19 protein-coding genes and 3 tRNA genes are annotated in these 19,177 nt (G+C 39.1%); 15 read left to right on the forward strand and 7 right to left on the reverse strand.

What is annotated here, in order from left to right:
• Together H6850_02375 and ruvA are read left to right on the forward strand one after the other, a co-directional pair.
• Positions 1-708: a 2,3,4,5-tetrahydropyridine-2,6-dicarboxylate N-succinyltransferase gene (locus H6850_02375; protein USO02815.1), complete on the forward strand. Its 708-nt coding sequence runs from the start codon at positions 1-3 to the stop codon at positions 706-708.
• Positions 705-1,292 carry a Holliday junction branch migration protein RuvA gene (ruvA, locus tag H6850_02380; protein USO01942.1) on the forward strand — a complete coding sequence of 196 codons (588 nt, stop codon included), beginning with the start codon at positions 705-707 and terminating at the stop codon, positions 1,290-1,292. Before H6850_02375 ends, ruvA begins: the two co-directional genes overlap by 4 nt.
• Here the strand turns inward: ruvA and H6850_02385 are convergent.
• Positions 1,289-1,732 (reverse strand): DUF2628 domain-containing protein, encoded by a 444-nt coding sequence (locus H6850_02385; protein USO01943.1) that lies wholly within the window; start codon positions 1,730-1,732, stop codon positions 1,289-1,291. The genes ruvA and H6850_02385 overlap by 4 nt on opposite strands.
• Before the next feature lie 212 nt (positions 1,733-1,944).
• Between H6850_02385 and H6850_02390 the strand changes: the two genes are divergently transcribed.
• Complete coding sequence (locus tag H6850_02390) at positions 1,945-2,532, forward strand: LysE family transporter (protein ID USO01944.1); 588 nt, start codon at positions 1,945-1,947, stop codon at positions 2,530-2,532.
• 9 nt (positions 2,533-2,541) lie between these two features.
• Entirely contained in the window at positions 2,542-3,198 is a 657-nt protein-coding gene (nth, locus tag H6850_02395) for an endonuclease III (protein USO01945.1), read from the forward strand.
• Between the two features lie 211 nt (positions 3,199-3,409).
• Here the strand turns inward: nth and H6850_02400 are convergent, their stop codons facing one another.
• Positions 3,410-4,948, reverse strand: coding sequence for a lysine--tRNA ligase (locus H6850_02400; protein USO01946.1), 1,539 nt, complete (start codon positions 4,946-4,948; stop codon positions 3,410-3,412).
• A 62-nt stretch (positions 4,949-5,010) separates the two neighbouring features.
• Here H6850_02400 and H6850_02405 point away from each other — a divergent pair, with 62 nt between their 5' ends.
• Positions 5,011-5,631, forward strand: coding sequence for an RsmD family RNA methyltransferase (locus tag H6850_02405; GenBank protein USO01947.1), 621 nt, complete (start codon positions 5,011-5,013; stop codon positions 5,629-5,631).
• Here the strand turns inward: H6850_02405 and H6850_02410 are convergent.
• A complete protein-coding gene (locus H6850_02410) occupies positions 5,612-6,844 on the reverse strand; it encodes a hypothetical protein (protein USO01948.1) in 1,233 nt (410 codons plus the stop codon). The two genes, H6850_02405 and H6850_02410, sit on opposite strands and share 20 nt — an antisense overlap.
• A gap of 207 nt (positions 6,845-7,051) precedes the next feature.
• On the opposite strand from H6850_02410, the gene H6850_02415 reads away from it, so the two are divergent.
• The 4 genes from H6850_02415 to H6850_02430 all read left to right on the forward strand — a co-directional run bounded on the left by H6850_02415 (position 7,052) and on the right by H6850_02430 (position 8,595).
• Positions 7,052-7,137: transfer RNA gene (locus H6850_02415), tRNA-Tyr, on the forward strand.
• Between the two features lie 8 nt (positions 7,138-7,145).
• Positions 7,146-7,219 (forward strand) — tRNA-Gly (locus H6850_02420).
• A gap of 26 nt (positions 7,220-7,245) precedes the next feature.
• Positions 7,246-8,436 carry an elongation factor Tu gene (tuf, locus tag H6850_02425; GenBank protein USO01949.1) on the forward strand — a complete coding sequence of 397 codons (1,191 nt, stop codon included), beginning with the start codon at positions 7,246-7,248 and terminating at the stop codon, positions 8,434-8,436.
• A gap of 83 nt (positions 8,437-8,519) precedes the next feature.
• A tRNA-Trp gene (locus H6850_02430) sits at positions 8,520-8,595 on the forward strand.
• A gap of 123 nt (positions 8,596-8,718) precedes the next feature.
• Here the strand turns inward: H6850_02430 and H6850_02435 are convergent.
• The 4 genes from H6850_02435 to ndk all read right to left on the reverse strand — a co-directional run bounded on the left by H6850_02435 (position 8,719) and on the right by ndk (position 11,690).
• Entirely contained in the window at positions 8,719-9,420 is a 702-nt protein-coding gene (locus tag H6850_02435; GenBank protein USO01950.1) for a PAS domain-containing protein, read from the reverse strand.
• A 95-nt stretch (positions 9,421-9,515) separates the two neighbouring features.
• On the reverse strand, positions 9,516-10,658 hold the full coding sequence (locus H6850_02440) for a UDP-N-acetylmuramoyl-L-alanine--D-glutamate ligase (protein USO01951.1): 1,143 nt from the start codon (positions 10,656-10,658) through the stop codon (positions 9,516-9,518).
• Complete coding sequence (locus H6850_02445) at positions 10,655-11,176, reverse strand: CDP-alcohol phosphatidyltransferase family protein (GenBank protein ID USO01952.1); 522 nt, start codon at positions 11,174-11,176, stop codon at positions 10,655-10,657. Before H6850_02445 ends, H6850_02440 begins: the two co-directional genes overlap by 4 nt.
• 97 nt (positions 11,177-11,273) lie before the next feature.
• Positions 11,274-11,690, reverse strand: coding sequence for a nucleoside-diphosphate kinase (gene ndk, locus H6850_02450; protein USO01953.1), 417 nt, complete (start codon positions 11,688-11,690; stop codon positions 11,274-11,276).
• 129 nt (positions 11,691-11,819) lie between these two features.
• Between ndk and H6850_02455 the strand changes: the two genes are divergently transcribed.
• The 6 genes from H6850_02455 to H6850_02480 all read left to right on the forward strand — a co-directional run bounded on the left by H6850_02455 (position 11,820) and on the right by H6850_02480 (position 19,107).
• Positions 11,820-12,428, forward strand: coding sequence for a hypothetical protein (locus H6850_02455; GenBank protein USO01954.1), 609 nt, complete (start codon positions 11,820-11,822; stop codon positions 12,426-12,428).
• A 198-nt stretch (positions 12,429-12,626) separates the two neighbouring features.
• Positions 12,627-13,685 carry a hypothetical protein gene (locus H6850_02460; protein USO01955.1) on the forward strand — a complete coding sequence of 353 codons (1,059 nt, stop codon included), beginning with the start codon at positions 12,627-12,629 and terminating at the stop codon, positions 13,683-13,685.
• A gap of 293 nt (positions 13,686-13,978) precedes the next feature.
• Complete coding sequence (locus H6850_02465; protein USO01956.1) at positions 13,979-15,490, forward strand: hypothetical protein; 1,512 nt, start codon at positions 13,979-13,981, stop codon at positions 15,488-15,490.
• A gap of 342 nt (positions 15,491-15,832) precedes the next feature.
• Entirely contained in the window at positions 15,833-16,720 is an 888-nt protein-coding gene (locus H6850_02470; GenBank protein USO01957.1) for a hypothetical protein, read from the forward strand.
• Positions 16,721-16,882: 162 nt separating this feature from the next.
• The gene (locus H6850_02475) at positions 16,883-17,611 is read left to right on the forward strand and encodes a hypothetical protein (GenBank protein USO01958.1); all 729 of its coding nucleotides are present in this window, start codon (positions 16,883-16,885) and stop codon (positions 17,609-17,611) included.
• Positions 17,611-19,107 carry a hypothetical protein gene (locus H6850_02480; GenBank protein ID USO01959.1) on the forward strand — a complete coding sequence of 499 codons (1,497 nt, stop codon included), beginning with the start codon at positions 17,611-17,613 and terminating at the stop codon, positions 19,105-19,107. Before H6850_02475 ends, H6850_02480 begins: the two co-directional genes overlap by 1 nt.
• Positions 19,108-19,177: the final 70 nt, after the last annotated feature.

Genomic DNA, 19,177 nt, shown 5'->3' on the forward strand with positions numbered 1-19,177 from the left:
ATGTCCATCATTGATGAACTACAATCAGGGCAGCGAAGAGCAGCAAATAAGACATTAACAGGCAGTTGGAAAGTCGACACAGAAGTGAAGGGGGCTATTCTAAATATTTTCAAAACTTCATTGAATGTAGATTATCCAGGGGGGTTTGTTGATAAAGAAGCTCTAAAACCGCGTGAATTCACAGAAAAAGATGATGTGCGTATGGTGCCATATGGTTCAACAGTTCGTCCAGGAACGTACATTGGTAAGCATGTGGTGATTATGCCTCCATCCTACATCAATGTTGGTGCATATGTAGATGACAATACGATGGTCGATAGCCATGTTTTGGTTGGATCTTGTGCCCAAGTAGGTAAAAATGTGCATTTGTCTGCAGGGGTGCAAGTAGGTGGTGTTTTGGAGCCAATTGGTGAGCGTCCATGTATCATTGAAGACAATGTGTTTGTGGGTGCAGGAACAATTTTGACAGAGGGTGTTTTGGTTCGTAAAAATGCTGTAATCGCAGCAGGTGTGACGCTAACGAAAAGTATTCCAATTTTTGATCATATTTATGACACAAAATATTATGGTGAAGTGCCAGAAAATGCTGTTGTAGTTCCAGGTTCTCGTACACTAAAAACAGGCGTGAATATTGCGTGCTGTGTGATTGTGAAATACCGTGATTTTGGAACAGACAAAGCCGTTGCATTAGAAGAAGCTTTGCGGTGATTGCAAAACTTAAAGGGTCTGTAGATTACGTAGGTGATGATTTTCTCATTATTGATACAGGCGCCATTGGATACCAAGTTTTTGTATCCCAAACCACAAAAGCGCAAGCGGAAGATTACGTGACCCTATATACCCTGCAAATGACACGACAAGAACAGCCATTTTTGGTTGGGTTTTTGAGCTTGCAAGAGCGTTGCGTATTTGAAATGTTACTCAATGTTCAAGGCGTTGGCATGAAAATGGCCTTGAGTTTAATGTCTGTTATGACGTGTGATGAATTGGCAAGTGCTATTTTAAATCAAGAAAAACGCATGCTGACAAATGCTGATGGCGTTGGGAATAAGTTGGCAGAGCGTATTATTTTAGAGCTCAAGAATAAAATAAATTCTTCTGTAATTGCATTCAATAATGTTGCGCATAAGAATTTTGGTGCAAAACAAGATGTCATTGAAACGCTGATTTCTCTTGGTTATAACAGAGGCGAAGCTGTTGTGTATTTAAAAGAAGTTGAGCAAGAGAATCCTGAGTTAGAAAAAACAGAGGATTTTGTGCGTCAGATTTTGAAGAAGAAAGTGATGCGTTAAAGCTTAATATTCCGATAGCTCAGCGGATCAATCTGCCGTTCTTCCATATGCATAAACTGAAAGTTCATCAAGAAGATACATATAATCGTGAATGGAATGACCCAATGGTTTACACCCGAGGTTTTTTCACCGTCTATATACTTTGATTGTAAGTGGTGAAAGTACAAACGATTGGCAAAAAATCCAAATGCCATAGACATCAACGTAAAGGGCAGGGGTACATACATGGAAATGATGAAATGACACAGTGCATAAACATACATGCGTCGATATAAAAGCCAGAACATACCAAAACAAAATGCCGCAAAATTAAAAGTCCATTGTCCGCTTTGCATTTTTTTAAAACTCTTAAGGTAATAGTTTGTAGATTTTTTTGGCTTTTTTAGTGTTTCTGATGGTTCAGATTTTACGAAATGAAACACGTCTTTATCATTGTTCATTTGTAGGCAGTCAGGCGTAATACTTGATGTTATTATAACATAAATTGTATGATTTGTCATGGGAAGGCTTGTGCAGAACGTCATCGCGAGGCGTGTAGTGCCGTGGTGATCCATGGATGGCCACGCTCCGCTCGCTATGACGGGCGCTGAAATTAACCACACGTTAAATGTTTTTCATGCTCAATATAAAGAAATAGCGTATGTCGATGCATATGAGTATATTTTTTCAAGCCATTCTAATTGGATTAGCCATTGCTATGCCTTTGGATGAAATATACTTGCTATGTATAAAGCGATCAATCGATCATGATATGCGTCCATCTGTATTAATAGGCTTGGGCGCGGCTTGTGCAGATTGTTTGTTTGTGATGTTGTCTCAAATGCCTTTTTTTCAAAGTATTTTTATTACACACGCTGCACTAATACAGATATTAGCGGGTATTTTTCTTATTGGGCTTGGCGTGAATGAAGTGAGGCATGTATTAAAATATAAAAATAAAGGGACTTGTCCAGTAGATAATCGTGCATTGTGGTTTTATGCATTTTGTATGGAAATGACAAATCCGGTTACAATTGCAATTATTTTAAGTTTTTATAAATCCATCCACGTAGTGACTATATTTGAAGGTTTGCAAATTGTTTTAGGGGTATTTTTATCTGTAATTTTGTGGTGGACTTTTGTTGGGTTTTTAATTAATTACTATCGTAGATTTTTATCTCAAAAATTTTTGTATTTTATTAAGTTAATCACCTCGATTGCTCTCATTATAATTGGTATCATCGTCACGAAGATAGCTTAAAGAAATATTATGTCTAAGGTGAAAAGAAATGCCTCAAAGATTCAGAATATTATCAATGAGCTTGAGAAATATAATGATGTACCACAGATTGAGCTCAACTATATAAATCCTTTTACATTATTAATTGCCGTTTTGTTGTCGGCTCAAGCAACAGATAAGCATGTGAATAAAGTGACAGCACCTATATTTGAGGATATTAAACGTCCTCAAGATATTCTGGAGCTTGGATTAGAAAATTTAACAAAGGCTGTGAGTAGTGTTAATTACTACAAAACAAAAGCAAAAAATATTTACGCGTTATCACAAAAACTGATGGATGAATTTGGCGGTGTTGTACCAAAAACGCGTGAGGAACTGATGACACTTCCAGGCATTGGGCGAAAAAGTGCAAATGCGATCTTAAATACACTATATGATATGCCCTATATTGCTGTGGATACACATGTGTTTCGGGTCACACAACGTTTAGGAATTTGTAAAGGTAAAACGCCAGAAGTGATAGAGCAGCAATTAGAGGAGATTATCCCAGATCAATATAAAACACGCATCAGTGACTGGTTTGTTTTGCATGGGCGGTATATTTGCAAAGCGCAAAAACCGAATTGTGAAGAGTGTCACTTGAGGGAGTGGTGTGATTATTATACTGCGTTAAAAACAGGAAAATGAACGCACTCCTTTATCCCGAGCTAACGAATTAAATATGTGCAGACGTCATCACGAGCCTTGAGTAGCAAGGCGTGGTGATCCATTATAGATTGCCACGCATTCTAACGAATGCTCGCAATGACGGGCTCAGAGCCGTCATCACGAGGGGCGTAGCGACGTGGTGATCCATTATGTATGGCCACGCTTCGCTCGCCATGACGAGTGCGTGGATTCAGGATGAAGTTGCGCTTATTTTTTCCTCAATCAACCTTACCGTCTCCTTTAGTCCATAAAGTGCAATAAATGAACCCATACGTGGCCCTTCTTTTTGACCGAGTAATATTTCATATAAAGATCCAAACCATGCTTTTAAATCTGTAAATCCGTTGCGTTTACCTACTTCGAATACGATATGTTGAATGTCTTTCGCATCTGTACCTTCATTGATGTTTTGCAACTCACCAATTAAGTCTTTCAAAGCCTCTTTTTCTTGACTTGTTGGCGCGCGATAATCTTTATGCACAAAGTCTTTGTAATAGGCGATTGCATGTTTAACTAATCGCTTTATAAACTCTGTTCTGATGATATGCGGCTGGTTCTTTTGCACGAAGCCCCAAATAATCTCCGCATCGTCACTTCCAGAAACTGAGACAAGGTTTAGCAGTAATGTAAAAGGCAGGTCACATGTTTGTTTTGGTGGGTGCGTGTAGTGCACATGCCACACAGGGTTATCAGGAGTAGGCGCATCTTGATATTTGATCATAAAACTCATATATTCATCTGTTGCGCGCGGGATGACATCAAAGAATAAGCGTTTTGCACGCTTTGGGTTTTGATAGATATAATAAGACAAGCTTTCTTGTGGGCCATATTTCAGCCAATCTTCCATGGTAAAGCCCTTACCTTTGGATTTAGAGATTTTTTGTCCATCTTCATCTAAAAATAACTCAACAAAATCACCTGCTGGCGGATTTTTTTTCAAGATTTTGCAAATTTTTCGTCCAATTGTAACGGAGTCGATCAAGTCTTTTCCATACATTTCAAAATCAACGTCAAAAGCCATCCAACGCATAGGCCAATCAATTTTCCACTGTAGTTTACATGCGCCATTTAATACAGAAACTGTAACAAGTTCTTGCGTTTCTGGATCTTTGTAAGTCATTGTATAAGCTTCTGTATCCACGCTTTCAGCTTTAACCTGCAAAACAGCACCTGTTCTTGGGCAAATCGGTAAGAAAGGGCTGTAAGTTTTTTGTCGATCAGGGCCGAGTGTAGGTAGCATGACTTTCATAATATCATCATAATGCTCAAGGATTTGCCTGAGCGTTTCGTTGTAAGTGCCTTTTTGATACTCCGCTGTTGAGCTGACGAATTCATACTCAAACCCAAAATGATTTAGGAAGCCTTGCAATCTTGCATTGTTATGATGTGCAAATGATTCGTAAGTTTCATATGGGTCAGGAACTTTTGTAAGAGGTTGGTTTAAATGCTTTTGTAACATCTCTTGATTTGGAACATTTAAAGGAACTTTTCGAAATCCGTCCATATCATCCGATACGCAAAATATTTTCACGGGAATATCGGAAAGTTGAGAAAAAGCGTTTTTCACCATTGTTGTTCTTAAAACTTCAGCAAATGTGCCAATATGCGGAAGTCCCGATGGCCCATATCCCGTCTCCAGTAACACATATCCTTTTTCAGGTGTTTTATGGCCAATGCGCTCTAAAATTTTGCGCGCTTCAACAAAGGGCCATGATTTTAAGTCATTCATGGTTTCTTATAATTTGCTTTTTGTTCATGGTAGCATAAGACAAAGTGCAGACATAAGTTCAAATGCGTATTATTTCTGGTTTCCGAAAGGGTAAGAAACTTGAACGTCCACTCAACATAAGACCAACAAGGGATTTCGTAAAAGAAGCGATATTTAATATTATAGGGTCATGCCAAGATTTAGTCGTAGCGGATGTTTGTGCAGGGAGTGGGGCGTTAGGGATAGAGGCGTTATCGCGAGGTGCAAAGAAGGCTGTTTTTATTGAGAAAGATAAAAAGAATTGTGCGATAATTCAAAAGAATCTTCGGGGATTTGGCAACGTTATCTTGAGTGAGCGTAGGGAACTTCGTCATTCTGAGCGTAGCGAAGAATCTTCTCACAGTAATACTCAAGAAGATCCTTCACCTTCGACTCAGGATGACAGGGAATTGCCTCAGGATGTTGGCGCGGTAATCATCAATCAGCCATTTGAGAGTGTGGCAAATTTAACAGCTGATCTTGTTTTTTTTGATCCACCTTATGAAAATGAGGCGCTTTATCAGAAAATATTTGAAATGAATTGGAAAGTAAAAACGCTGGTGATTGAATCTGACAAGCCCATAAAGCCCCCGTTCAACAGTTCATATAAATTTAAGGAGCAAAGAAAATACGGTTCAACTTATATCAGTCTGATTGTTTTCTAAAGCGATCTTTTACCTGCAGTAATAGTTCTAACCTTAGGTAGGTTATTCTAATTAGCTCAGGCTCTTTTGTTCTTTTCGCTCTGCTACGATCAGTAGAAAATTCAGCTATTTCTATAAAAAATGGCTGAGCACTTTCTGAAGCGGTATAATATTCACCAGGTTCTGCGCCTTCTGGTAGAATTGCCTTAAAATTTTTTCTTATTTCTTCCAAAGTTACACTTGCTCGTTCAGGATATTTTTTTAGCAAATCTAGTGTTAATTTTCTCATATCAAGAATCGCTTTTTGGGTAAGTTCTTCTGTTAAACGGTTATTTTGAATTTTTGCATCTTCGCTTAACAGGCGCATATATTCTTCTTCATTAAGATCTAGATTACCTAATTTTTGCGATAGGTCTCCCACAAGCTTTCCTAAAAACTGTATGCTAAGCCTGCTTATTTCTTTTTGAAAACCGTCTGCTGATGGATGTTTAATTACGTAACTGCGTAGCAGTTTGTTTCTTTCCTTTTCGAGAGCTTGTTGTGTTTGTGTAATGAGCCGACTCAATTCTGAAGTTAGAAAGTTCAAGCGGGCTATTAATTTACTGTTTTCGTGCTCATCATATTCTTCCAGTAAAAAAGTATCAACGTCTCTCGTTAAGGTGTTAAGTCTTTGTGTTAAAGGCTGACTTTGCTCGGTTCCAATATAAAGAGTTTTTGCATTGCTGACTGTGATTTTGCATTCCTCAAATTTTGCACGCAAATTTTCTGTGCGTTTTTCATGTATTGCTTTGTCTAGACACAGCAATTCTGCTCGAACTTGCGTGAATAATTCGTCGTAGTTTTCCAGTTGTGTGTTAAATGCACTATCTGCGCTAAGAAAAGCTTTAACTTTATTGAGCAAAATATGAATGTTGCTTGGGATTTGGGCGTTGAACTTCTCCGCTAAACTCCCTTGTTCTCTAAGTATTTCACTTATCTCTACCAATTTTTTTCTCTTTTGACCTTCTGCTCTAAGAGGTGATCCCTCTGGAAAACTCTCCATGGTTTCTTTTGAAAGGTGATTTAAGACTTGCGCCCTTTTTTTGAGAGGCATGCTTTCAACTTGCTTAGCAGTTTCTTCCGGGTCGCCGGATCTCATCCTCTCTTCTACAACCCGAGTTATGAACCCCAACTCTTCCTCTGAGAGCTCGAGTTGTCCATGTTGTCCATATAATTGCATAAGAAATAAAATCATCTATTTACCTCCTCCTGCGTTATGTATAGCGCTATGCTATGTGGTCTCAAGTAACATTATACACATTTATTCAATACTGCAAAAATTTAAAATAAACTTCATTAAAAAATCACATAAATTACGCTTTTATTAACAAACTTCGAACCACGAAGCTTCTTGATTGTATTGACAATATTCAAAAAAATCATTTAAATTAGTGTAAGTGATGGGAGGATGGCCGAGCGGTCAATGGCAGCAGACTGTAAATCTGCCGACGAAAGTCTACGCAGGTTCGAATCCTGCTCCTCCCACCAGAAAAAACGCGGGTGTAGCTCAACGGTAGAGCCCCAGCCTTCCAAGCTGGTAGTGTGGGTTCGATTCCCATCACCCGCTCCAATCCAAAAATGAAAAAGGAACAAAAAATGGCTAAAGAGAAGTTCGAACGAAATAAGCCCCACGTTAACATAGGAACAATTGGGCACGTTGACCACGGTAAAACAACTTTGACAGCAGCAATTACGACTGTTTTAGCAAAAGCAGGCGGAGCACAAGCAAAAGGGTACGCAGATATTGACGCTGCGCCAGAGGAAAAAGCGCGTGGTATTACGATTAACACAGCGCACGTTGAATATGAAACTGCAAAACGCCACTATGCGCACGTAGACTGCCCTGGACACGCTGACTACGTAAAGAACATGATCACAGGTGCTGCGCAAATGGACGGCGGTATTCTTGTGGTATCTGCAACAGACGGACCAATGCCTCAAACAAGAGAGCACATCGTATTGGCGCGCCAAGTTGGTGTTCCAGCGCTTGTTATATTTTTAAACAAATGCGATATGGTTGATGACGAAGAAATGCTTGAGCTTGTTGAAATGGAAATTCGTGAGCTTTTGAGTAAGTATGACTTTGATGGAGATAATACGCCGATTATTCGCGGCTCTGCATTAAAAGCGCTTGAAGGTGACACAGGACCTCTTGGAGAAGAGGCGATTATGAAGCTTATGGATGCGGTAGACGCTTACATCCCAGAGCCACAAAGACCAGTGGATCAACCTTTCTTGATGCCAATTGAGGATGTTTTCACAATTACAGGTCGTGGAACAGTTGCAACAGGTCGTATCGAACGTGGTGTGATTAAGGTTGGTGAAGAAGTTGAGATTGTTGGTCTTCGTGACACGCAAAAAACAACTGTTACAGGCGTGGAAATGTTCAGAAAACTTCTTGATGAAGGTCAAGCAGGTGACAACGCTGGTATTCTCCTTCGTGGTACAAAAAGAGAAGATATCGAAAGAGGCCAAGTTCTTTGTAAGCCAGGTTCCGTGAAACCACACAAGAAGTTCGAAGCTGAGATTTACGCTTTGACAAAAGAAGAAGGTGGACGTCATACACCATTCTTTAAAGGTTATAGACCACAATGTTACTTCAGAACAACTGACGTTACAGGTGACGTTGAGTTGCCAGCAGGTGTTGAAATGGTAATGCCTGGAGATAACGTAAAAATGACAATTACGCTTCTAAAGCCAATTGCGATGGAAGAAAGACTTCGTTTCGCGATTCGTGAAGGTGGTCGTACAGTTGGTTCAGGTGTTGTTTCTAAGATTATTGAATAAGCAACTCTGTCATCCTGAGGCGTCGCGCCGAAGGGTCTTCTTGTAGTACTCTTACTATCTGAAAAAAAATCACTAAAAATTCTAGGGGTGTAGCTCAACTGGTAGAGCGTTGGTCTCCAAAACCAAAGGTCGGGGGTTCGATTCCTCTCACCCCTGCCATCCGTCTTCGCTAATTTTGTCGAAGACAAAATTTAGCTACGACGCGACTACTGCGTCGTAGTGTGCGAAGCGGAAGTCTTGTCGAAGCCCATAGGGCGAAGACAGGCTATTTGTATAATTTTCTTAAAACCACTTAATAGGATTCTTCCAAAAACAATCAATAAGCGCTGAAGTGCTATTCACACCTAATTTTCGTTTTAAGCTTTCTAGATGACTCTCAACTGTTCGTATTTCACGATCAATTAAAAGCGCAATTTGTTTGAAGGTTTTCCCCATAGAGAGATGCATTAAGCATTCTGCCTGTCGGGCTGTTAATCGAATAATCTGTGCATTTGCATGGATGTAATAATTTTCCTCATTTTTAAGATTTTGCAGTTCGTTGATTAACGGTATGCTTGAAAATGCCGCTGGATTGATCTGCATAGTAAAACCAACAACCCCTGCTACTGTGCCATTTTCATCATAATATGGCATTTTTGTTGAAGACCAAAGTGTGCATGTATCTTTACTGGTATGCACTGGTTCAATAATATTTATTTCAGACCTTTCTTGTGATATAACTTTTTTGTCAACCGCCCTGTAGTATTCTGCATCTAAAGTGTTAAACACATAATCAAATTCTGTTTTTCCTATTATGTTTTCTCGAGAAGTGTCAAACAAATCAGCTGTATATTGGTTACAGCCCTGCATAATGTAGTTTGTATCTTTCCAATAAACGCTGATTGGCATGTTATTAAAAATGAGGCTGAGATATTCTCCGATATGTGTTTTGCCATTGTGGATTTGCTGCAATGTGTCGATAATGGATTTCGGATCTTGATGCATATTACACCCTCAATTTGAGACTGTTTACGGTACCATACAACTTTATTTTATAAAAAACCATCCTATTTTTTAAAAATATTTAAAATAAATTTTTCCTATAAATGCGAAGGTATATTTTTTACGATAGCTTTAAAGTGTTTACCGCGTTCAATATAGTTCTGATAAAGATCAAAACTTGTGCCGCCAGGTGATAACAAGACAACGGATTTTTTTTTGGGGTTAAGTTTCAGGTGTGTCATTACGTCTTCTAGAGTTTCGAAGGTTTCACCTGTATTGAACAATTGTCGAATTTTTTCACGGTCCTGCCCAAAGATATAGAGATGTTTTACATGAGACAAAAAGGGCAGCAAATAAGATGGGTCATTCTCTTTCAGCAATCCACCCATAATCAAATGAATTTCTCCCAAATCTTTTGTGTTGTCAATGCCATAAGCAACTGAGAAAAATGTGGTGGATTTTGAGTCGTTAATATAAATAACGTTATTTTTTTCTGCAATTTTTTCGAGTCTATGCTCCAAAGGTTCAAGGTTTTTAATAACTGATGGTATGTGGGTTTTGGACAGGTTTAGTAGTTCAGCGACTTTTTCAAGAATTGCTGCTGGGTTGTCATCACGAGGCGCATGAAATGCGCCGTGGTGATCCATGGATGGCCACGCCGCCGCCTTCGCCAAGGCTGCGGCGCGCTCGCCATGACGCACTTGCGGCGAAACTATCCCTGCTTTCGCATGCTTAAAAATATTCATTTTTGCTTGAAAATATTTTTCCATAGTTTCATGGCGATCCAAGTGATTTGGCATAAAATTTAGGAAGATTGCTATATCAATCTCTAGAGCCGGTTCTGTTTCTAGTTGGAAAGAAGACATTTCTAAAATATAGATACCATTTTCAGATAAAACAGGCAGATCCAGAACAGGAATGCCAATATTCCCTCCAAGGGCTGTTTCAATATTATTCGCTTTTAAAAAATTGTAAATAAGTGTAGCTAGGGTTGTTTTACCACTGGAACCTGTAAGCGCAATTACCTTAGCTCTTGGTTTGAATAAATCCAGATCTGTAATAACTTTTTTGCCGGCGCATAGGGGGTGAGATAAAGGGACGCCTGGGCTTTTAATAACAATATCGTATTCTGGTAGGTCTACAGGATTCTTGTCATCATAAATAACAAACTTCTCACCTGTTTTTGCAAGAAATCTCGCAACAGATTCACCTGTTTTTGAATAGCCTAAGATAAGTTTCATCCGTATGTTGGGATGCGCGTGGCCTTAGAAAGCCAGTAAGATAACAAAAATCGGAATAAGTAGACAATTGCAGATAAAATAGTTGTTGTAACTGTCAAATACATGAATAGCTCAGGATATGTGCTGCTAATAACAGCCATAGGGTAGAGCATTTGTAGGCATGTATTAACCTTACTCACAAAGCTAGGTGTAAAGTTTCCAAACATCTTTTTGTATTTCATAAAAAGATATCCAGCGCTAATTAAAACATCTCGCCCAACAAAAAGAACAAACACCCACTGAGGCACCTGATGTTCTAGCACAAGAGAAACATAAAGACATGTAATGAATATTTTATCCGCTAAAGGGTCTATCCACATACCGGAACCTTGTGATTGACGCACCCATCTCGCTATATATCCATCTAGAAAATCTGTAATTGCTGCCACAAAAATCACAATCAATTTTTGTTTTGCATTAAGAAAAAATAACGTGCCCGCGAGTATAATTCTGATAAAGCTAATAAAGTTTGCAATCATTTTTGCTCTCCGTCATCACGAGGAGCGGAGCGACGTGGTGATCTAGAATGGATGGCTACAACCCTTTCAGGACTTCGCCATGACGGAGTTCTGCGGTTCATCCAACGATCTCTAAATCAGAGAAGAAAAAGGAAATTTCGCGTTCTGCACTTTTTGCTGAATCTGATCCATGAACAGAATTCTCATCTAGTGAAATTCCATATTTTTTACGAATCGTACCTTCATCTGCTTTTTCTGGATTAGTTGCACCCATAAGATGTCTATATAATTCTATAGCGTTATGTTTTTCTAAGACTTGCACAACTACAGGAGCTGCTGACATGATGCGACACAAATCACCGAAAAAAGGCTTTTCTCTATGCTCACCATAGAATCCACCTGCAATTTCAGGTGTCATACGAATTTTCTTCTGCGCGATAATTTTAAACCCCGCTTTTTCGATCATAGTGTTAACTTCGCCCGTTAAATTGCGCTTTGTTACATCTGGTTTTAAAATGCTTAATGTTCTTTCCATGAAATTCTCCTCATAAAATAAAATATTTTTACTTATATGCATTATAAATCATCCTGTTTTGTGTAACAAGATCGTTGCTGACCACATATAAAATATGCCTAAAATAGAAAAAAGAGCTTAATTTTGTCCATGAATCACCAAAACAATGAACCATTTTGCGACGCATGTGATTTATTTGAATCCAAAAATAACACATCTTGCAATACACAGCAGGAGGATCGATGGTTTACATGGGTAAAAATTGGAACTTTGGTATGCTCTGTTCTTATGGTTGTAGGGATTGCTGGATATGTGATTAAGCAGGCAACACATAAAAAAACAGATCAGCCTATTGTGATTTATGCGCCAACCGAACCCTTAAAGGTGCAGCCCGAAGTCGAGATTATTGAAGAGCGCGCTGTGCCAAAAAAAGAAAATCATATATATCAAAGAGTGAAAAAGAAACAGCAGGTCATTACAAGCAAAAAATCTACTGTAGCGCCAGTAATCGCTCCACCTGTAAGCGCATCTTATTACATAAGTCTTGGTACGTTCGAGTCACATGAGGGAGCATACGCAAAGTGGGAAAAAGTCAAAGGTGATTATTTCAATGATTTTAGAGATATTGAGCCGATTATTCGCGTGGTTCCTTTAAAATCAGGAAAGGGCTATCAGCTTATGGCTGGTCCAGTGAATAAGCAAAAAGGCCTGCGGTTGGCGGATAAGTTTAAATCTACGTTGTTAAGCGTGAACGATTAATCGCTGCGTGACGTCATCACGAGGAGCGTAGCGCCGTGGTGGTCCATTATGGATGGCCACGTCACCTTCGCTAAAGCTGCAGTGTGCTCGCCATGACGGTCGCGAGTCGCTTTTTGCATATCGATTTTTTTCATACTACTATGTATTGAGTATAAAAAATAAAATAAAAAAATGAATTATAAATATCATGGAGAGCGGGTGATGAACCTAGGTGCTATTGATATTGGCACCAATTCTTGTCGTCTTTTGGTATCACGTGTGCAAGTGATGCCCGCGCGTCGCTCACACTTGAGAATCAACCAGCCTTTGATTCAATGGAAATCCATCGATTCATTTTGTCGTATCGTGAAGTTGGGTGAAAATCTCACCAAAACAGGAAATTTGGATGAGCAATCCATTAGTCGTACGATTGAAACATTGCATATGTGTTACAAAAAGATTTGTTATTACCGTGTGAATCACCTGAAGGTAGTAGGTACAGAGGCGTGTCGTAAGGCAGCAAATATTAAGACACTTCAAATGCAAGCGCAAAAACGCTGCAACATGGATATTGAGGTGATCTCAGGCGCCCAAGAAGCGGAATATGCTTTATTAGGATGTTCTGAATTGATCAATTGGAAAAGCCCATACGGTATTATTTTTGATATTGGTGGCGGTAGCACAGAAATTATGTGGGTGAAATTCAACACCGATATGAAAACAAACTATATTTTGCATGATTTCTATGAAATTATTGACACCATTTCCTTGCCATATGGTGTTGTAACGGTGAATGATAACCTGCATGGATACGCCTCACAAGAAGAGATCTTTGAGAATGTTTATCAAAAAGTGCTCAAAGATATGGAAACGTTTATTGTGAAAAACAATATTCGCGAGATTTATGAGCAACATGGTGCACAAATGATTGGCTCATCTGGTACAGTGACAGCATTTGCCACGTTATTCCTAGGGCTTGAAGTATATGACAGGCGCAAGGTTGATGGCTTGCGTGTAGCATCATCAGAAATCAAGAAAATTTGCACACAATCTTGTTATGGTGATGAGCAATTGCGCAAAGTGCATATTGATAAAAAGAATGAATTGATGAATGTGGGTGCAGGGATTTTAAAGGGCATCCTAACGGCATTGCCATGCGAGGAGCTCACTGTGGCTGACCGTGGTGTGCGTGAAGGTGTGATTGTAGATCTGATTCGTAAGAATATCGTGCCGCATTTTGAGGAAGTGCCACGATATGCGGAGCGCGCGGCGGGGTAATGCGTCCGTCATCACGAGGGGTTTGGCATTTCCGTCATCACGAAGAGTGTATCATTTCCGTCATCACGAGGAGTGTGTCATTATTCGTCATCACGAGGCGCGAAGCGCCGTGGTGATCCAATCCGTCATCCTGAGCGCAGCGACGGATCTTCTTACAACACACTCAAAAAGATTCTTCACTCCATTCAGAATGATAAATCTTTTTTTATTACCCGCCCTTGTTTTCTCTTTCAATACTCCTTATAACTTGAGCAGAGTTTTTTTGTTCATTTATTTAAAAGGAGTATATTACTATGATGTTATTTTTTATGGCTGCATCTGATCAGCCTCGTGTTATGAATCCTTCTTCTGCAATGATTTCTGATAAAAATGCAAGTCAATACGTAAGAGCAATAGAATGTGGAATGGTTGATTGTGTTGAGGGGGTAAAGAAATTTAGCGCTGCTCAAATTGATTCTACACTAGAGGCAAGGAGGCAAAGAATTTTTGCTGCTCTGCAAGCTGGTCCATCTGATGTGACAGATGGATTTAATCCTAATTCTCACTTTAATCTCGAAGAGTTTAAACGAAAAGTGGTAAAATTTCCTGCTAAGAAGTTGGAGTTTTTGAAGGGACTAAATGGTGCCAATCTCCAACAAGTAAGAGCGTTTTATAAGGATACGGACCAAGAGATTGTACAGGTAATAGATCAGATGGTCGCACAAGCAAACGATCCTTCCGTTCAACGCATGACTGATCCAGCTCGATTGAAAGCATTTGTTGATGAGCTTGAGGTTTGTGTAGCAAATTTTAAACAAAAAGAGATTGTTTCGGGCCAGCGCGACCCAAATATTAATTTTGATATCGATAATTTTGCAGGAAGGATAGCGCGCAATCCAGGTAAAAAAATATTTTTTTTAAAGGGGCTTAACCCTGCCAATCTTCAGTTGGTAAAAGGGTATTATCAATCTAAAGATCAAGAGATGGTTCAGGCAATAGATCAAATGTTGGCACAACCTCAAAAGTTTACTGTAAGAAACGATATAAATACTGAGTTTAATATAGATACATTTGATATGATATTGGAAGCGCGTCGACCTGCTGCTATACAAATGCTAAATCACTTGAATGAGGAAAATCTGAAAGCTGTTAAAGCGCGACACGCAGATCTTCATGAGATAATAGATCGTATCTTAGATTGTCGAAATGCATCTTCAGGCACAATGACCCTAGACGACATATCAACTCAAGTGAAGCAACTTGTACAAGAGCTAGAGGCAACATCATCTAGAGAAGCTCAATTACAGCAAGAGGTTGATGGCCTTGAAGTCGCACAACAAGAGAAAGATGCAGCAATTGCTCAACTTAAAGCAGAAAATACACAACTCAAAGCCCAACTTGCAGCTTACCCCCTAGAACAATTCCAAAGTGTATTAAGAGGCTTAGAAGGATCTGATGCACAAAATGAATCCAACACGCGTGACATACGTGTTCAGTTTATTTGCAGTCACATATGGAGTCATGTAAATGCCTTATATCAAGACCTATGGGGTCTTAAAGGCAATGCAGGTGCAAATTGGCAAAAATCTGCTAGAGAGCGCATCAATCGTTTCCGTGGTGAGATCTTAGGGTTAAAAAATGTTCTTACACATCCTGATGGCACAGCGGTTGATGGATTTGCCGCAGACGGAGGTATTACAGATGAAGATCTAACAGCAGCGTGGGGCATGGTTCACACCTCTCCTGAGGCTTTTGCTAAGAATGGTGGATTACGCAAATGTATCAAGCCAAATCTGACTGAGGCTGGATGGGCAGGACGACGCTAGTGCGTGTGGAGGTATAGTATTTCTGCGTGAATATCATACTTCTCTGAGTGTGCAGCATACTATGTCATCCTGAGTGAAGCGAGTAAAGGATCTTCTTAAAATGAATTCACAAAGATCCTTCGCTGCGCTCAGGATGACGGTTTTTCACCTTCTCATCACAAGAAGTGCAGCATTTCCGTCATCACGAACCTTGCGCAGCAAGGTGTGGTGATCCATTAGAATGTTATGCTAAATTCGTAATGTTGACCCTGGGTCAGTTCATTTTTCTCATTTTTTCAAAAACTTGTTTTTCTATTTTGTTCTTCCTATAATCATCTCACGACACATTAATAGAATAGTAATATGATCTTATTTTTTATATCTGCATCGGATTTTTCACCTTCGCCTGCTCGTTCAAGTGGAGGGGAAAAGACAGTTCTACATTCTTCCGCCTCAAGGCAGCGCGTTCAGGATCTTAATGCAAATTTTACTATAGAGGGTTTAGAGGGACGAATCATAAGATATCCAGGCAAGGAATCAGAGTTTTTAATAGGTTTAAGTCGTGAGAATTTAGAACGTGTTAAGTTGCATTTTCAAGGAAAAAACCCGGAGATTGTGAAAGTTGTAGATGATATGATGAAAACACTAGATATTTCGGAGGATGATGAGTTAGGCCTAGGAAAAGTGCCTGCAAAGTTAAACGACACCCAAGAAATGGTGCGGCGCCTTCAAGAAGAGTTATTGAATAAAGCAAGTAAAATTGGGGAGTTAGAGGAAAAATTGCGTCAAGCTAATGAATCGGCTAAAACCTGTAATTCCGAGAAGCAGAGTTTGAATCAACAAAGTCAACAAGCAAAGCAAGAGTTAGAAAAAGAGAGGCAGAAGTTTAAAAACTTTATAAAACAAGTTAATAATTCTATACAAGGACCTTCTGATGTTGATTCTCAAGAAGATATCAGTCAATTAATTTCTAGATTGAGTGAGCTCTTCAATGGGTTAACACAAACAAAAAAAGTTCTTGCAAGTATTCAATCTTCAGCATCGCAAAGTTTAGCCGGCGCGAATCCAAAAGAGGAGAAAAAGGGTGTTGGCTTAATTTTGCAACATATTCAAGATTCTGCAGGCCTTATAGAGCGAAGTGTAAGCTTTTCTGTTATTGCGGGTTTAATGTTTAAATCTTTTTTGCAAAAAGATAACACACCAAAAGAAAGTAATACCCCTCAGCATAAGGCTCTAAAATCTAAGATTTAGAATGTTTTAGTTTCATAGTTTGCAAGATATGTAAAAATATAAAAAAATGTACTTGCTTTTATAATAAATAAATTTTAAAATGCGATACAACCGCAGAATTTAAAGATAAGTGCATCTTTTTCTGAGAAGTGGTTTGAGTTTAAGCTTTGAAAGGATTTTGTGATGTTAGGACTCGATTTTTTTGCAGGAATTGCTACAGGGGGGGTATCGATTAAGCCTCAGATTAAAGGCAATGTTCAGAAGGATATAGAGGAATATATTTCTGGTTTTTCTGTTGAAAAAACAGACAATGATTTTTTACTTCCTATTTCTTTAGGTGCAATGCGGGCGTTTGGTAAATTTCGCCTCAAAGGCGAATTAAGCGGAAACGTGACAGCGTTTCGTCTTTCAAATATTAAAGAATTAGGACAACTTAAATTAGGTTTAGGATTTCAAGCGTTTAAACGTTTGACATTTTTTTTGATAGGTGGAGTTCACGTATCTCGATGTGATCAAGTGAATGTCCTTGCAACTCAAAAAAAAGCAAATCCAACACACCCTGATCCAAAGTCTTTAGAGGTATATTTTTCAGCAGTGACAACTCGAACTCCCGTAATAAAAGGTATTCCAGGAGCTTTTAATTCTTACTGCGGGTTTTTTGGATTTGAAGGCCAATATGATGTCAATGAAAGCATGTCTATTAGCGGATCTGTGCAAAAAGGCTTTAAAGCAAAAGTTTTTAACACAGATAAGCACGGTTTATTTATAAAAGACGAATTACCTGACCCTGTTTACGGGGGATTGCTACGTGGTCAAAACGAATGTATGTCGGAAAATGGTACAGCATCTTTGAAAGCTGATATGGGCTGGAGAGTATCTATAGGCATGGTATTTAAAGTTGGAGAATTATAATGAATGCATTATTTTTATACATGTTTGCTTCTACAACAGGATCATACCATCCGAGATCAAGTTTCGCTGGGTCTAGCGCTCCAACATTAAGGCAGGATCCTAATCTAAATTTTACTATAGATGGTTTAGCAGGGAGGATCGCAAGATATCCAGGACGTAAGCTTGATTTTATTGAGGGTTTGAGTATTGAGAATCTTCAGTTGGTTGCTGCGCGTTATAAAGATGATAAAGACATACAAAGGTTTGTAATAGATCAATTAAGAGAGTTAGGGGAAGGTGAGGATGAAGATAATAACTTACACTCTTTGTCTAGAGCTGAAAACATCGCATCTTTACCTCCTACAACTTTAGAAGATGATAGCAATCCATCTTTGATAATCGCTAAATTGAAAGCAGAAAATGAAGATTTGAAGCGTAAAGCTGTTGAACCCACTCCAAGTTTTTCTCCAGAGAGAAAAAAGTTGCAGCAGTTAAATGCTAATACTTCGTCAGAAAATCAACACCTTCGTGAAAAAATTGCAGAGCTTGAAGTTGCTACAAGTGAAGCGCAAAAGCAGTTGGAGCTTGAAAGACAAGATTCGAGACTGAAGCAAGAAGCTGCGCAAAAACGGGCTCAAGAGAGGTCTATAGAAAGAAATCGAGATTTTTCAAAGATACAGGAGGCCTCTAAAGCCCAAACTTCTGCACTTAAGGCAAAACTTGAAATTCTGGAAAGAGAGCAAGAGAAAGCAAGTCAAGAAAAGCTGCGTCTTACACAGGAGAAAAATGCTCTTCAAGAAAAGTTAGATGAAGTAAAAATTGAGCTGGGTATGTCCCAAGATCAGTTGGCTGAAAAAGATGCACATGAGTTGAGCGTTTCAAATGAATTGAGAGAAACACGCGCAAGAGAGCGAGAAAACACAATACTTCTTGATGGGCTTCGTAAAAAAATTCAAGACGAATATTCTCCACAACGCAAGCGTTCAGCTGAAGAAGTTGTGCGCTTGAAAGCGGAAAATGAAGCTCTAAGAGATGTGAAAGCACAAACTGTTGAGCAAGATACGCAAGATCAAGCGGTGTTTGATCAGCTTAATAGTGCAATAGGTGAAAGAGTGGAAGCGCTTACACCAAAAGGAATGGATTCATTAGAAGCTCTGGATAGAGTAAATCTATTTTTTAGTATTATTTTAGACTTGATTAAAAATGATCAAACAAGTCAAGGTGTGACTGAGTCTAGAATAAAAACACAATGGGCTGGTGCGATTGTGAAAGCGAAGAAACTTTGTGGGCTTACATTGTCTGCAACAGAAAAGAGTGTGCCTGAATTTAACCATTCAAGGTCTGGTGTAAGCAAAATTTTTGATGATGCGCAAACAGAAGTACAAAAAATCGTTAGAGCGTCAGCAGAAAGAAAAGCAAGCGCTAAATCTACAGCATCTTTTGCAACAGCCGCTACTGCACTTCATAAGAGCTCTTCAACAGCGCCAAAAACTCGAAGTGCTGCAGATACAGAATAATAAGCGAGATAACGGAATTTCATACCTCTCAACATCCCCCCAAAAATCCCCTATAATACAATAATCCTCA

Source organism: Alphaproteobacteria bacterium (genome assembly GCA_023898745.1).
In the GTDB taxonomy this organism is placed as follows: domain Bacteria; phylum Pseudomonadota; class Alphaproteobacteria.